The 15,775-nt window shown below is 38.2% G+C and carries 8 protein-coding genes; 5 read left to right on the forward strand and 3 right to left on the reverse strand.

The window, feature by feature from the left end:
* The first annotated feature begins 281 nt into the window (after nucleotides 1-281).
* Both WD048_11070 and WD048_11075 read left to right on the forward strand, forming a co-directional pair.
* Nucleotides 282-2,477: a hypothetical protein gene (locus WD048_11070; protein ID MEX0812746.1), complete on the forward strand. Its 2,196-nt coding sequence runs from the start codon at nucleotides 282-284 to the stop codon at nucleotides 2,475-2,477.
* 225 nt (nucleotides 2,478-2,702) lie between these two features.
* Complete coding sequence (locus tag WD048_11075; GenBank protein MEX0812747.1) at nucleotides 2,703-4,877, forward strand: hypothetical protein; 2,175 nt, start codon at nucleotides 2,703-2,705, stop codon at nucleotides 4,875-4,877.
* Nucleotides 4,878-4,880: 3 nt separating this feature from the next.
* Here the strand turns inward: WD048_11075 and WD048_11080 are convergent, their stop codons facing one another.
* The 3 genes from WD048_11080 to WD048_11090 all read right to left on the reverse strand — a co-directional run bounded on the left by WD048_11080 (nucleotide 4,881) and on the right by WD048_11090 (nucleotide 8,329).
* Complete coding sequence (locus tag WD048_11080) at nucleotides 4,881-5,303, reverse strand: transcriptional repressor (protein ID MEX0812748.1); 423 nt, start codon at nucleotides 5,301-5,303, stop codon at nucleotides 4,881-4,883.
* Between the two features lie 68 nt (nucleotides 5,304-5,371).
* A complete protein-coding gene (locus WD048_11085; protein ID MEX0812749.1) occupies nucleotides 5,372-7,681 on the reverse strand; it encodes a TonB-dependent receptor in 2,310 nt (769 codons plus the stop codon).
* Between the two features lie 93 nt (nucleotides 7,682-7,774).
* Complete coding sequence (locus WD048_11090; protein ID MEX0812750.1) at nucleotides 7,775-8,329, reverse strand: hypothetical protein; 555 nt, start codon at nucleotides 8,327-8,329, stop codon at nucleotides 7,775-7,777.
* A 272-nt stretch (nucleotides 8,330-8,601) separates the two neighbouring features.
* Between WD048_11090 and WD048_11095 the strand changes: the two genes are divergently transcribed.
* The 3 genes from WD048_11095 to WD048_11105 are packed head-to-tail and all read left to right on the forward strand — an operon-like array spanning nucleotide 8,602 to nucleotide 15,773.
* A complete protein-coding gene (locus tag WD048_11095) occupies nucleotides 8,602-10,512 on the forward strand; it encodes a tail fiber domain-containing protein (protein MEX0812751.1) in 1,911 nt (636 codons plus the stop codon).
* A 12-nt stretch (nucleotides 10,513-10,524) separates the two neighbouring features.
* Nucleotides 10,525-13,179 carry a tail fiber domain-containing protein gene (locus WD048_11100; protein MEX0812752.1) on the forward strand — a complete coding sequence of 885 codons (2,655 nt, stop codon included), beginning with the start codon at nucleotides 10,525-10,527 and terminating at the stop codon, nucleotides 13,177-13,179.
* A 5-nt stretch (nucleotides 13,180-13,184) separates the two neighbouring features.
* On the forward strand, nucleotides 13,185-15,773 hold the full coding sequence (locus WD048_11105; protein ID MEX0812753.1) for a tail fiber domain-containing protein: 2,589 nt from the start codon (nucleotides 13,185-13,187) through the stop codon (nucleotides 15,771-15,773).
* Nucleotides 15,774-15,775: the final 2 nt, after the last annotated feature.

A 15,775-nucleotide genomic window follows, 5' to 3' on the forward strand; every position in this document is an offset into this window, starting at 1 on the left:
AAGTTGATTTCTCAGGGGCCAACCATGCAGATGGAATGTATTTCTACAGGTTGACAACTACGGAAGGAAAAGTACATACAGGTAAGTTGATCCTTAATAAGTAGAACTAGCCCTGTATCAAATGATATTGGGAACTAATTAATTCAAACCTTACTTCTTGTGAAATAGAAGTAAGGTTTGATTAATTTTAAACAAAACTTGAAATTTAGCGTATTAATCGTTATATTAAGTGTCTAAAGCAAAATGAATCACATTTATTCCATTATTAAACATCAGCGTGTATGAGATTGATTTCTACTTTCTTTTCTTTTTCTCTTTCACTTACATTATTCACGGCAAGTAACCAAATATTTGCGCAAAATATTGGTATTGGCACTAATTCTCCAGTTAGTAAACTGGATATTAAAGGGGCCGTAACCATAGGTTCAGGTTATTCTGGAAGTCGTATAGCTCCTGCCAACGGATTAATAATAGAAGGTAATGTTGGAATTGGCACATATTCTCCCACTTCAAAATTGCATGTATTAAGCTCTGGTTTTGGTCAAAAAAGTATACAAGGGATTAATTCTAATTCATTTGGAGTAGGAGTAGTAGGTACTGGGGGGAGTATTACCAACCCTGTATTTCCACAAGATAGCTTATATGGATTGTTGGAACCTTATGATCCATCGTTTAAGTACTATGGTTCTGTTGGGGGGAGTTTTGCTGGTGGAGTGGGAATATTTTCATATACCAATGCGACTAACGGTATAGGGCTTATATCACAGCATGCAGATTCACTTGGTTTTGCAGCTTATTTTAAAGGCAATATTGCAACTGATGGATTTATCAGAAACCCTGGAACAAAATATGGCGGTTCGGTAGCTATACATGACGGGTTAACGGTAGGGGATTTAAGTGGAGCAGGATGTCTTCCCAATAAATTAGCAATTTGTGCTTTTGATTCTATAAACCCTGATTTTAATTTTTATGGTGGTAACCCAAGTTATTCAACTCCTAATTATGACAACTACCCTGTATGTGAAGCTGGTTTTTGTAGAAGTGTTACAAATGTAGAGGTTGAAGTTACAATGTCTGATTGGCACGGATCCCCATTGAATACTGAAGTTTATTTAAGAGGTGTTTATTTAGGCTCAATCATCAGTGGTCCTCTTCAGGCTAATGGAGGTCAGGGAAATTTAGCATTTTACACCGAAACATTCAATAGTTCTGAATGGAATGGTTCTGATCCTTATGGAGTTAATTGGTACATGCGATTTGATTATATTGGAACTGAAGGAGATCGCTGGACAGAGTATAATGTAACGATCAATTATAATTACGGAGATACAAGCTCTACTCCTTCATATGCTGCTTTTGGTCAAGTAAGAGCTTCCGGAACTTTATATGCTAATACCAGTAGTGCATATGGTGACCTTGCAGAATTTTTTGAAGTAAATACAAGAAATGGTGGAAGAATTCCTGAGGCTGGAGATATTGTTTCAATTTCACCAGAAGAGGCAGAAACCTTTAGCTTATCAACACAAGAAAACGATCCATATCTTGCCGGAGTGATATCTGAAAATCCATCTGTTTATTTAAACAATCCTGATAAAGGAATGCCTATTGCGTTATCGGGTAGAGTAAGGGTAAAGGTAAATACTAAAGGGGGGGTAATAAAAGCAGGAGACCCAATTACTTCTTCTTCAGTAGAAGGAATTGGTATGAAATCATCAGAAAGTGGTATGATCATAGGTCATGCAATGCAAGCATTTGACGGTAGTAGGACTGATGTGGGTAAAATTTGGGTGCTACTTGGTAAAACACATTATGAAAAGGCAAAAGAACATGTAACAGTGGTTCAAGGCAGTAACATTAATTTAGGAGGTGTTGATATTAATGGTTCGCAGGCTGTGGATGTAAATGAAAATGAAGTTTTTATTCCCTGGGCAGAGAAAATTAAATCAAGGCTGACAAATAAAGAAATAGATTTTGATGCACTTTCAGTTGATATGAATCCTTATGGAGGATATGCAAAGCTACTTGTGAAAAATGTTAATAGTGAGGGAGTTACAGTCAGTATTCACAAAAAAAATAGAGATAAAGATTTTATGGGTTTTTATTACAGTATAAAGATGATCGCTCCATCTTTGTCGGATATGGATAAGCAAATTGTTGCCGGCAATAAAGGCAATCAGCATAATAATGTAGTTTTCGATAATATGACTTATGAATCTCGCGTATCAAGTGCTGTTGATATTTATAAGAAGTGGAACAAATCTTTTAATGAACTGCTTATAGAATCCGAGCTTGAGGAGGAGTTTTTGAATACTACTTTCACTATTAAGAAAGATGAAAAAACTCCGTTTTACAATAGAATGAAAAAACATGCCCCTCAAAAATATGAGGAGTATATAAGTCTTGGTAAATCACTGGATGCTGCAATAGGGGGTGATACTAAAATTATGGCTGCTATTCACAATACAGTGAGAAAATAGTAATATATTTCTGCTTTTTAAAGCTGTCCCATTAAAAGCAACTAAAATGTTATGATAACTATAGACAAATTTAACTGGACAATTTCATCACAGAAATTTAAATGAATCAATGAAATTTGACCAATTGAATGAAAGCTTGTTGTTTTAAATAGAGTTTGAAAATCGCAATTCAATCAGTAATATATAAATAATAATTAAAAATTGCAAAATTAAATGTAAATGTGTATGAGGTTTATATCTACTTTTTTTTATCTCACACTAACATTGTTTATTGTTAACGTGGCTTATACACAGAATGTTGGTGTAGGCATACCTATGCCACTTAATAGATTGGACGTCAATGGCGGTGTAACCATAGGTTCAGGTTATTCTGGAAGTAGAATAGCTCCTACAAATGGACTAATAATTGAAGGGAATACTGGTATTGGTACATATAATCCGACATCTAAATTACACGTAAGTACAACTAGTTTTGGACAAATAGGTTTACAAGGTATTAATTCAAACTCCTTCGGTGTTGGCGTGTTAGGTACTGGGGGAAGTATTTCTAATCCGGTTTTTCCACAGGATAGTATGAGTGGTTTATTAGAACCTTATGATCCACTTTTTAAATACAATGGCTCTATTGGTGGGAGTTTTGCGGGTAAAGTCGGCTTGTTTTCATATACCAATGCTACAAATGGTTTAGGACTTATATCACAACATAGTGATTCATTAGGTTATGCAGCTTATTTTAAAGGTAATACTGCAGTTGATGGGTTTATCAGAAACCCTGGAACTAAATATGGTGGTTCGGTTTCCGTACTTGATGGATTAACAGTTGGAAATTTAGGTAATAGTGGTTGTTCTCCCAATAAACCTGAAACCTGTTCTTTTGATAATGTTAATACAGAGCAATTTTTTAGATATGGCTATACACCTACTTATGACCATTATCCTGTATGTGATTCTGGATTTTGTAAAAGTATCACCGATGTTGAGATTGAGTTAACTATGAATGCATGGCATCAAATGAGTATTAATACCAGGATATTTCTAAGGGGTACTTATGTAGCTTCAATTATTGCTGGCCCAATAAGTGCTCCTGGCGGGCACGGGAACATGGCAAGTTATACAGAAACTTTTAACAGTTCGTTGTGGAATGAAACTGACCCTTCAGGATTAAATTGGGATATGCAATTTGAGCATTTAGATCCAGCCGGTGGACATTGGAAAAGCTACAACGTTACAATTAGTTATGATTTTGATGATGCTGACAGCGGTACGGCAACCTATGCGGCTTATGGGGAGATTAGGGCTTCGGGAACGCTATATGCCAATTCAAGCAGTGAATATGGTGACTTGGCCGAGTTTTTCGATGTAAAGCCAAGAATTGGAGGCAGAACTCCTGAGATTGGAGATATTGTTTCCATTTCACGTGATGAGGATGAGACTTTTTTATTGTCCAGACGGGCATATGACCCACTTTTAGCTGGTGTTATATCAGAAAATCCATCTGTTTATCTAAATAGTCCTGATGAAGGAATGCCTATTGCCTTGTCTGGTCGTGTAAGAGTAAAAGTAAATACTGAAAGTGGAGCAATAGAAATAGGGGATCCGATTACTTCTTCATCCACCGAGGGTGTGGGTATGAAATCACTTGAAAGCGGAATGGTCATTGGCCACGCTATGCAGGCATTTGATGGTAGTAGGGCTGAAGAAGGAAAGATTTGGGTGTTACTGGGCAAAACCCATATAGAACGTGTTAAAGACCATACAACGGTAGTTCAGGGAAAAGACTTTAAGTTGGGAGGCGTTCAACTAAGTGGTACTGAAAAAGTAAACACAGGCCAAGATGAAGTACATGTTCCCTGGAAGGGTAAAATTAAGCGTAGCTTAGAGAGTTCCAATATTGATTTTGATGCAATTACAGTTGATTTAAGTTCTATTGGAACTGCTGGTTTATTTGTCAAAAATGTTGATGCTAATGGGTTTACAGTTGGTGTACATAAAAAGAGTAGGGGTAAAAACTTTCAAGGATTTCATTACAGTATAAAACTGATTGATCCATCACTATCCGGAATGGATAAACAAATGGTTTCAAACAATAAAGCAAATCAAAATAATGATATAGCATATGAAAACATGACATTTGATCACCGTGCTTTAAGTGCTATAGAAATTTATAAAAAATGGAATCAATCATTTGATGAATTACTTGAGTCCTCGGATCTAAAAGAAGAGTTTTTGAATACTACTTTCACTATAACTAAAAATGAATTCACTCCTTTAATGAATAGAATAAAGAAAAATGCCCCCAAAGAATATAAAACCTACATGAGCTTGGGAGAATCATTGGATGCGGCAATAGGTGGGGATACCAAAATAATGGCTGCTATCCACAATGCAGTGAGGGAATAATTGTTATCTGTTGCATTCAGAACAAGTACCCGATAAAATAATATTAGAGCTTTCCATTTCAAATCCCTGGGGCAGCTCACCATTTTGGATTTTCACACCATGTAAGCAAAGTAATTTACCGCAATCATTGCACTTAAAATGTGCATGTCCGGCATCTACGCTTTTGCTTTTTGAGGCATTGGAATGACTGTTGAGGGCAAATTTGGTACTGTGTTCCTCACCGGGGACTTTGTGCACAATGTCTTTTTCCAAAAAAGTATTGAGAGTTCGGTAAATCGTTACCCTGTCGAACTGCTTGCCGAGCGCACTTTCCAAATCGGCATGGGAAAGCACCTGTGATTCTTGCACAAAATGATTCAATACGGCCAATCTTGCCGGTGTAATCCGCAAACTTTGTGCCCTCAAAAAATCTTCAGCAACTTCCATGGTTTTCAAATTTAAGACCTGATTAAGTGCTAAACAAGTTTGGACTTGAAATTGGTTTGGATAGGCCCCTAAAAAGTCAAATTAATGCCTGCAATGACATTGATTCCAAGATCATCGGCAAAATACCTTTGCCTGTTGAGGTAGTCTCTGTATTCCGTATTCAATAAATTGTCAATTCTCAAGTAGAGATTCATCCTGGATTTTTTAAGTTGTTTTTCTATGGAAGATTTAAACCCAATTAAATTGTATCCTTTTGGGGCAGTGGAGAAGTCCTGTTCGTCAAGCAAGTTTTTTTGCTCAAATACATATTGATTGTTCAGCTCAATTTCTAAATTTTTAAAGCTTCCAACTTTAGGAAATTGATAAGAAATAGCCCCGAAAATATTATTTGAAGGCATGTTTATCAATGGCAAATCATTTCCCGCATCTCGGCCTTTAATGTAGCTGTAGCGAATGTTTGCATTGAAATATTTGTGAAAATCATAGTTGGCAGAAATATCCAGTCCATAAATCTGAGCATCTGTTTGTTCGTATTTAAATACCGGAAACGCCCCCCGAATGGTCAGCCGGATTTCCTCTTGTGGATTCAAATAAATATAATCCTGTATATTTTGGAAATAGCCCAATGCTTTTATGAAAAATTTCTCTTTGATGTGGATATCGGCAGATAGGGTTGATTTTAAAGCATTTTCGTTTTTTAAATCGGGGTCGCCTTCTTCAATTCCGCTTACGCCCTGATGCAGTCCATTGCTGTACAATTCATTGATAGCAGGGTTTCTGGACGCATAACCTAAATTATAACTCAATTTAATATCTCTTAGAATTTCATAAGTCAGTCCAAAAGCAGAACTGAAATTGTGGAATAGATTGTCGTAACGAACAATTTCTTTTGGAGCATTTGAAATGGCAACCACATCTTGGTAAATATTATCGTATCTCAAACCCAGCTCCATAGAAAGTTTTTCCCAATTTTTATTTGCAGAAATAAAAGCTCCACTTTCATAAGCCAAATAGTCGGGAATCAGTGGCAGGATTCCGGTTTCGGGAATATTGGTATTGTCTTCGATATTAAACTGCGCACCTGTTTTGAAATGGATACCATTGGCAAACAAATGATTGTATTTCAATTCGAAAAAATTGGAAATTTGCCTGAGGCTTAAGGCTGGTTTGTCTGTCCTGCCGCTTCTGCGCACATCAAATTCCTTTCTGGTATTGAGCTGCCCTGCATAGGTAAAATCAAGCCATTGTTTGTTGTTGAATAAATATTTTGAATGGAATTTTAATAAATGATGGTTTACAGCCTGAAAAGGTGCGTCAATCTTATAACTGAATTCCTCTTCCGTAAAATAGGGGATTTCTTTTTCCAGCGCATTTTCCAAATCAGTTAAGTTACCGATATGGGAGCCTCTCAAAACACCGATTTTTGCATTAAAAGAACTGAAATACAGATCGGTTTTCCATTTTTCGGAAAATGACTTTTCCAATTGCAGAGCAATATTCGCTTCTCTATTTCCGGTATTATTTAGGTAATAATCTGCTGTGCGCAAATCGCCCTTGTTTTTCAAAGTGCCGTTCACTTTCCAGGCCAGTTTATCGCTGTAGCTTTGCAATTGTAAATTAAGCCCATGCCCCAATCCATTGGATTCAAAGAAGTAACTGCCCTTGCCGTGCAAGTGGGGGTCTTTTTTGATTTTTTCGGGCTCTACAAGTACTATACTGCCCAATGAACTCCCTTGGTATTCCAGTGCTCCAACACCTTTTATCACGGATATTTTATTGGCGACAAGCGGGTCAATTTCTGGGCTGTGGTCATTGCCCCATTGTTGTCCGCTTTGAGCTACGCCATTGTTCAAAATGGTTAATCTATTACCATAAAGCCCATGAACAACCGGTTTTGAAATGCTATTACCTGTCCTAAGGGTACTAACACCAGAAATGGATTCCAGCATATTCGCCAGATTTTTATTCGAATTTTCGCTGATTTCTTTTGAGCTAATGGATTCAATTTCCTGTAAGGTAGCTTTGCTAGAAGTTCCGCTGATGGTAATGTCATGAATTAACTTGCTGTTGTGGTCTAAATAAACGAGTAAAGCAGTGTCGTTTTCGATATTGAAAAATAACTGAATGGTTTCGCAGCCAATATGGCTGATACTGAGGTGTTTTTCACCGGGGCAAATATTTTCTAATACAAAATAGCCTGAAGTATCGCTGGTGGTTCCTTTCTTGCTTTCTTCTATGTATATATTGGCAAATGAAATAGGAAAACGGGTATGCTCATCTAAAATTTGACCTGAAATTTTCAAGTCGCATTCCTGTGCAGATAAGCATACAGGTATCCATATTAAAAAGAAAATAAGTTGCTTTGCTTTATTGGACATCTAGTGTCTAGTCCTATGAAAAAAACGGTCTGACGGCTATTTAATAGTAGCAAAAAGCCGTCTGACCGTTTGGGTTAAATAAGTTGTTTTGCTTTATTGAACATCTAGGTTGAAAGTAACTTCAATATCTGTTTCTCCTCCGGCATTAGCTATGTTGCCATCAGCTACACCAGAAGCAGATTTATTAGGTTCGTGGCGCAAAGTTATGCTTAATGTTCCTGAACCTGCATCACCTGTGCTAAGAATTGTTTTCAAACCGATAGGATTGCCATCTCCATCTGCATCATCGTAGTTTATTGCTACACCATTTACAGTAGTTTGAAAGAAAAATTGGTGTTCATCTTCCTCTTCTTCTATTTCTTCAGTAATATCTTCAGCTGGAGATTCTTGCTCGTTTAACAAACTAAGTGTTCCGTTGTAAGTCGTATTTGCCGCCAATATTCCCGAACTGATTTCCGGTGCATCGCCACCATCCCCGTCTAAATCTTTAAAGGTTAAAACCACATTGTCACCCCCTGATTGAGGTGTAAGGGTATAGGTCAATGTAGTAATCAGTTCTTCTTCATTAGGAATTTCTGGATCATCTTTTTCGCAAGCTGCTAAAAAAAGGAATAGAAATCCTATGAGTAAATAATTCAAATTTTTCATGGTTAAAATTGTTCTAGGTTGTTTTGCAATAATGTTGCAAATATAGCAAATGCAATTGAGTTGCAAAAAAGAACAGGCAATAACTGAAGTTTTTGCATTTTTGAAATGAAATGAGCTGATAATAGAACAATGTGATACTAATACACGTAGTATAAACAGCAATATAAATTCAGCTATTTAAACGTTACTTTTATTTTTGCAAAGTATTTATTAACTTATAGTATGCTAGTGGCTATGAATGTCAGTAGTTATTTTGATTCAAACAACAGCATATGAAACAATATTTACTCCTAACAGTCTTTTTACTATTTGTATTTAATGATGTAATCTCTCAGAATGTAGGGGTGGGAGAATCAACTCCTGCTACAAAATTTGAGATTAAAGGTAATGCAGGTATCGATCTTTTAAATGTGAAAGACCAAAGCAATGATTCCAAACTCTATGTTCAGGAAGATGGAAATGTTGGTATAGGTACAACTTCCCCAAGAGGTAAAATGCACATAGCCGGTGATTTGGTTACCAGTAATTCTGCTGGAACTGTAAGAAAATATTCCTCTTCCATTTCTTCCACGCAAAGTGGCTTATTCAAAATGGGAGAATTGATAATGGGCGGCAGTAGCAATAATGTATTGGTTACTGGTAAAGTTTATGGGCAATCAGGAGCTGGGGCTGGCGAATCTGATTTTAGCATTATGGTTCGCACCAATACATTTCCCGGTAAAAACATAAAATTTTGGCAAAAGCAGAGTAATGCAGGTAAAATAATTGATTTAAAGGTTTATGAAGATCCAGCTAGTGGAAGGATAGTAGTAGGCTTTGAGCCTAGTTCAGGTTTGCAAAGTTTCGCCTGGGACATCACCATTTTCGAAAGGGGAAATTATAATTATTGGATCAATGAGAACAGTTACACTGAGTTGGATCCCGCTGGGCTAACGGAAATTTTCCCTAGTTCAGAGGATATAGGCTGGACACATGGAGGAAACACAGGTATAGGAACAATTTCACCAACACAGAAACTGGATGTAGATGGTAATGTAAGAGTGAGAGGACTTGGTGCAGGCGTATTGAGTGCTGATGGTAGCGGAAATATTAGCTCGGGAAATATAGATTGGTCTAATATTTCAAATGTTCCAGGTGAAAAATGGAATGGAACAGACAATACTACGGGAAATATAAACAGAACCGGAAATGTAAGTATTGGAACAAGTGCCTCTTCAAGAAAATTAGAGGTACATGACAACTCCGATATTATAGCCAATTTCAAAAGAACCAATTCGAATAGCGTTGGAATTTCATTTGAAGGAGACAATGGAGATTTAACGAGAATATATGGAGCTCAAAAAGCCATGAGGGTTTTCCATACTCCAAATGGAGGTTCAAGCAGTGAAGTATTTACTATAGAAGCGAATGGTAATGTTGGTATCGGGGGAGCTACTAGCCCCTCAAGAAATTTAGAAGTACAAACAGAAATACTTATAAATAACCCTAACAATAGAGGCAATGCTTTACTTGAATTAAATAGAGGAGGTGATGGAAAAGATAGAGCAATGGTAGTTCATTCTAATGCATCTACAATAGATTGGTACAGTGGTATCCCCTACAATTGTGGAAGCCTTACAGACCAATACGTAATAAGTAGTCAAGGACATATTAGTGATTGTAGTGTAACTCATACACCTGAATTCTTAATTGATGCTGATGGTGACGTTGGTATAGGTGTAACCAATCCATCCTATAAACTACATGTAAATGGCCGGCTAAAAACCAACGGCATCAATGAAACCTCAGATGCGCGCCTTAAGAAAAATGTAAAAAGCCTTGATAAATCCCTTGAAAAAGTATTGGCACTGCGTGGCGTAAATTATGAATGGAGGACTGATGAATTTTCAGAAATGGAATTTACTGAAGGAATTGAACTCGGCCTCATAGCCCAGGAAGTGGAGAAAATCCTGCCCGAACTAGTGGATACCGATAATGAAGGCTACAAATCAGTTCAGTACAGCCACGTGGTTCCGCTTTTGATAGAAGCTATTAAGGAACAACAACTGATCATCAATGAAAAAGATCAGAAAATTGAGACTATAGAAGCTCTGAATATGGAGCAGGAAGAACGCATAAAAAAGCTTGAGAATGCTGTGTTTTCAAATACACGAGAATCGAATAAAATATCCGTACATCTTTAAAAATCAATAGTGATGAAGAAATTTTTACTCCAATTAATACCTCTTGTTCTAATATCATTTATTCTAAATGCCCAAAATGTGGGTATAGGTACACCTTTACCATCAGAAAAACTACACGTAATTGGTGCAGGGTATTTTCACAATGATATAGGAGCTATAAAAATTGATAATGTTGCCAATGAACCTGCCAATGGATATGTGCGTTCCAGTATTGTTTCATCAAGAGATGGTGACTTGGAATGGGATGCTGCCAATGATCAGTGGACACTGGGAAGTGGTAGTAACAATGATTTTACTGCCATAATGCACTCAAGTCAGGGAGAACTGGCGTTTTTTACCGGAGGTAACAATGCTTTTTCTACTCTAAGCAATACTGATTTTAGGAATCAATTTCAGCATATGACGATCAATAGTGCTGGCAATGTGGGTATTGGCATTATAAATCCAGCCTCTTATAAATTATATGTCGCAGGCAATGCCAGATTAAATTCACTAAACATTAATGGAGCCTATGATTTCCCTACGAATGCAGGTGCTGCCAATTACGTGTTAAAATCAGATGGTGCCGGAAATCTTGTATGGGATGATGCGAATAATCTGGTAAATGGGGATAACCTGGGAGACCATACTGCTACTCAAACGCTTAATTTAAATGGAAATGACATCAATAATATTGAATCTTCTATTTATAACAATACCGAAACATCCTACCATGCAGATATAAATGGGCGGCTTATTTATGACCAATCCGAAGGCATGATGATCTACGATGATTATATTGGAGGTACTCGTACCGGAACAGGATGGGCCAGAATTTGGGATGAAAACAATTTTACAAGTCTGGATGGTTCAGGCTCGGGACTTGATGCAGATTTATTGGATGGTCAAAATGGGCCTTATTATCTGGACAACACGGACAATCAAAATTTATCTAATGTTTTAGGAGTTGGAAATTCTGCTGGATCTAGTAAAATTATAAATATGGCCAACCCTACAAATGACCAGGATGCCGCTACTAAAAAGTATGTAGATGACCAATTGGCTAATGGTGATGACTGGGATAAAACTGGAGATGACATATATAATAACAATGCAGGAAATGTAGGAATTGGCGAGGATACTCCTCTTCAGAGTCTTGAGGTTGTTGGAAATGTTGTTCAGGGTAATGGTTCAAACCTCATCATAGCAGCGCTAGAGTCCCGTGTTCCAGTTCCAAGCATTAAGAAGGCTAGTGAAGTGAGTTTTTCTGGATCAAACGCCAACTATCCAAATTTAGTTGGAGAATCAGATCCTTGTTCAGGGCTAGTTACATGGGCTGCAGCGAAAGCTCATGCTGAGGCCCAAGGTGGGCGATTGCCGACTGTTGACGAGGTGCTCTCAAACGTTGCAGAGGGATCCGGTTGTGGTTATGACTCAGAATATGTTTGGACCCAAACTAAATGCGGGTACAACTCTTATTTTGTAGCTCCCGGTGATAATATTTCGCTTTCAACACTTCCAGTAGAATGTCGATCTGCAACTGCAACGGCCAACACAAGGTTTGTCGCTGAAGTTGACAAAGGCAATTTACCCGCTATTACAGATGGAGAAGGTGCTTTGCGTACCGATAAGATTAAAGCAAGAGTTGGCAACGGAATCGAATTTGTAGATGATAACGACAATATTGGAATTGCACTTTTAGATGGAGGTGATCTTCGTTTTGATAATTATACTAATGGTTTCTTACAGGTAGATGGAAGTGGAAATGTAAGTTCAGTGGCTACCATTCCTTCGGGAAGCATTAACGAAGTCGATCCAACCTGGAACGGTACTGCTTCTACAGGATCAGATATTAATAGATCGGGAAGAGTGCTTTTAAATGGTGGCAGTGCGGCAACAGATTATTCCAATGCGAGTGTTGCTTTGGAAATCGATCATGCTGGTGATGGAACTGCGGGTTTACAAATGAATGGCACAACCTCTGCTTATAGAATTGGCATTCAGGATGGTTTTGGTAGAGTACATCATTATTGGAATGCCTATGATAGCGGTAGTGATCATAGATATGATGTAAGTAGTGAACCTGCAACATGGATGGAAACTGGTTCAGGTGCCGGTTTTGAATTTAGTACTGCACCAAGTGGAACGGCTGGTGATATTATTTCTTGGGATCTAGGTTTAAAAGTTGATGATGGTAGAGTAGGAGTTGCTGGTGGAACTAATGGAAGCTACGAATTATATGTAAATGGAAAAATTGGTTCGAACGGCATCAATGAAACCTCTGATGAACGCCTGAAAAAAGACATCCAACCCCTCGAAAATGCACTTGAAGTTATAAATGCACTTGAGGGTGTGAGTTATTACTGGCGCGTGGATGAATTTCCCGATAAAAACTTTTCTGACAGAAAAGAAATTGGGGTAATTGCCCAGGAAGTGGAAAAAATCTTGCCAGAGGTCGTTGATACAGATTCTGAAGGCTATAAGTCAGTGCAATACAGTCACTTGGTGCCTATTTTGATTGAGGCTCTAAAAGAAGTTTCCAATGAACTTGAATTACTTAAAGATCATTATGCAAATAGGGTGAATGTTAAAAATTGTAAGATTGATCACCTGGAAAATGATGTTGAGCAGCTCAAATCTGAAATGCGTGAATTGAAAATGATGATTGAGATGTCAGCCCAAAAATAATGGCCATGAAACACTTATACTTTTTAACCGCAATAATTTTAGTTTTTTCACTTCATCTCAACGCTCAAAACGTGGGTATTGGCGAAGCTGCACCCTCTACCAAATTAGAAATCAAAGGTGATTCAGGAGCTGACCTACTGAATGTTAAAGACAATGCAGACAATTCCAAACTCTTTATAGATGATGCCGGAAGAATAGGTATTGGCACCACTACTCCCGGAGGAAATTTTGGTGGGCACTCAGTTGCCAGCAATCCAATGATGCATTTTGTTGATGCTACCGATATGGCTCAACTTTCTGAAGTATTGCGTCTTGAGCGTTATGCTGGTGGAAGTGATATTGCTGCAGGAACCGGTGGGAGCATTGGGTTTTACAATGCCGATAATAATGATGGCAGTGGGGAAGTGGCCAGAATTTCCTGGCAGCACGATGGTGGTGACGGTACAAGTACTGAAGGAGATGGGATGTTGGAATTTTGGACCTCACAGGTTGGGCAAAGCGATGGCAACCCCGAAAGAAGAATGACCATACGTTCAAATGGAAATATAGGTATTGGTACGGTAGAACCATGGGAAAAATTAGATATTGTAGGAGTTGCTTTTTTAAGAGCTGCTCCAAGCCATTCAACAGATGCAGAACAATTGCGCTTTGGGCGTGAAGATATAAATGTGCGCTATCACTCGGTACACTCCTATCATAGCGGTAATGCTTCTGCGAATTACATTCAGTTTAAACTGCACGATGCGGTAACTTCTACCAGTCAGTCGGATGTATTGATGATCAGGGGAGACGGAAGGGTAGGAGTAAATACAATTAACCCCGCTTTTGCTTTTGATGTTACCGGAAATGCTCGATTTACCGACCAGGTTTCCATTCCTTTGCTTCCGGTAAATCCCGAACATGCTGCTTCAAAAGATTATGTTGACAAATTAGTAAGTGACGAGGACCACTGGGATAAGAACAACAATGATATTTACAATAACAATAGTGGCAATGTAGGAATTGGAACAAGTACACCAACTACACCTCTTGAAATATATGAATCTGAGACAGGAGCTGTTACACTTTTCAAATTGACAAAAAATGAAGGTGATATTGATGACAACAGCCGGATTTTTATGGATTTTGAATTTGCAGATGGCAACGACAATGGTGCCCCACAAGCACGAATAGCTGCACATGCCAATACGGATAAATCATCAGGCAGTGGCATGCAAGCTGAAGGAACTGCTGACCTGCTTTTTTACACAGCCTCTGCTGTAAGCACTAGTGATAATGACCTGGCAGAAAGAATGCGTATCAGGGCCAATGGTGGCTTGAATTTATCTGCTTATAGCAACGGATATTTACGTGTAGATGGCAATGGCGATGTAAGTGCTGTAGGGACTATTCCATCGGGCAGTATTGATGAAGTTGACCCGACATGGAGCGGTTCTGCAAATACTACAGCCAGTGTTGGAAGAACTGGTAATGTTGGAATAGGTAAGACATCACCTTCTACTTTGCTTGATATAGAAGGGGACATTCAATATCCAATAAATATTACGCGTATAGGAAATAATGGAGATGTAGGTATAGAGTTCCACGATACTGATGAAAATACCCAAACAGGTTATTTTACTTTTGAACATACAAATACTGATTCAGAGGGCAATGGTGCAAGCTTTCACTTTAAATCTACTGAAACTACCTTGGGTGTGATTTTAGATGGAGAAGGTGGTTATTATGCAGGGAGTGACGTGGCTATACGTTCAAATGCAAATTCATATCTAACAGGTGGAAATCTTGGTTTAGGCACATCAGGACCTAATGACCGGTTGGATGTATCTGGAAGTATAACTTTTACCGGAGGGCTTAAAAGTAGAGGGCTAAATTATACTTCTACATGGATGGTATTTGATGAGGATGTTTATGGTAATTCGGTAATCATAGGTGGTGGTGGTTTAACAGCTGTGGGTGCTGGAGAGTCTGCTGGGCAGGTGAGAACCAATGTTGCTGCCGGTTCGGAGAACTTATATTTATCTGCAGATCAGGGTATGCAGTTCTATACAGGAATGCAAAGCGGCTGGGCCTCAAAGGTTAATGCTATGGCTATATCTAATACTGGAGATGTAGCTATTGGTGGTGGAACTAGTAGTAGTTATAAATTAAGAGTGCACGGAAAAGTTAGGTCAGATGGCATCAACGAAACCTCGGATGCCCGCCTCAAGAAAAATGTAAAAAGCCTTGAAAATGCGCTGGATAAAGTAATGGCTTTACGGGGTGTAAATTATGAGTGGAGAACCGAGGAATTCCCCGATAAGGAATTTTCTGAAGGAGTTGAATTGGGAGTAATTGCACAGGAAGTGGAAAAAATACTGCCCGAAATAGTAGATACCGATGATGAGGGCTATAAATCGGTTCAGTACAGTCACATGGTTCCGCTCTTGATTGAAGCCATTAAAGAACAACAAGCTGAAATCGATCAATTGAAAAAAGAAAATTGTGCACTATCTACTGAAGTTCAGGAATATAGAATTTTTATGGATCAATTGGACAAACAAAAGCTATTAAATGCCTTTGGGAAAAGTGATTTAATGGTGAAGAAGGATTAATT

Source organism: Chitinophagales bacterium (assembly GCA_040877935.1).
GTDB lineage: Bacteria > Bacteroidota > Bacteroidia > Chitinophagales > CAIOSU01 > JBBDNB01.

What these genes read in the sequence shown, in the direction of transcription:
- WD048_11090 (MEX0812750.1), bottom strand. Translation starts at nt 8,329, where the DNA reads ATGAAAAATTTGAATTATTTACTCATAGGATTTCTATTCCTTTTTTTA.
- WD048_11085 (MEX0812749.1), bottom strand. Translation starts at nt 7,681, where the DNA reads ATGTCCAATAAAGCAAAGCAACTTATTTTCTTTTTAATATGGATACCT.
- WD048_11070 (MEX0812746.1), top strand. Translation starts at nt 282, where the DNA reads ATGAGATTGATTTCTACTTTCTTTTCTTTTTCTCTTTCACTTACATTA.
- WD048_11080 (MEX0812748.1), bottom strand. Translation starts at nt 5,303, where the DNA reads ATGGAAGTTGCTGAAGATTTTTTGAGGGCACAAAGTTTGCGGATTACA.
- WD048_11095 (MEX0812751.1), top strand. Translation starts at nt 8,602, where the DNA reads ATGAAACAATATTTACTCCTAACAGTCTTTTTACTATTTGTATTTAAT.
- WD048_11075 (MEX0812747.1), top strand. Translation starts at nt 2,703, where the DNA reads ATGAGGTTTATATCTACTTTTTTTTATCTCACACTAACATTGTTTATT.
- WD048_11100 (MEX0812752.1), top strand. Translation starts at nt 10,525, where the DNA reads ATGAAGAAATTTTTACTCCAATTAATACCTCTTGTTCTAATATCATTT.
- WD048_11105 (MEX0812753.1), top strand. Translation starts at nt 13,185, where the DNA reads ATGAAACACTTATACTTTTTAACCGCAATAATTTTAGTTTTTTCACTT.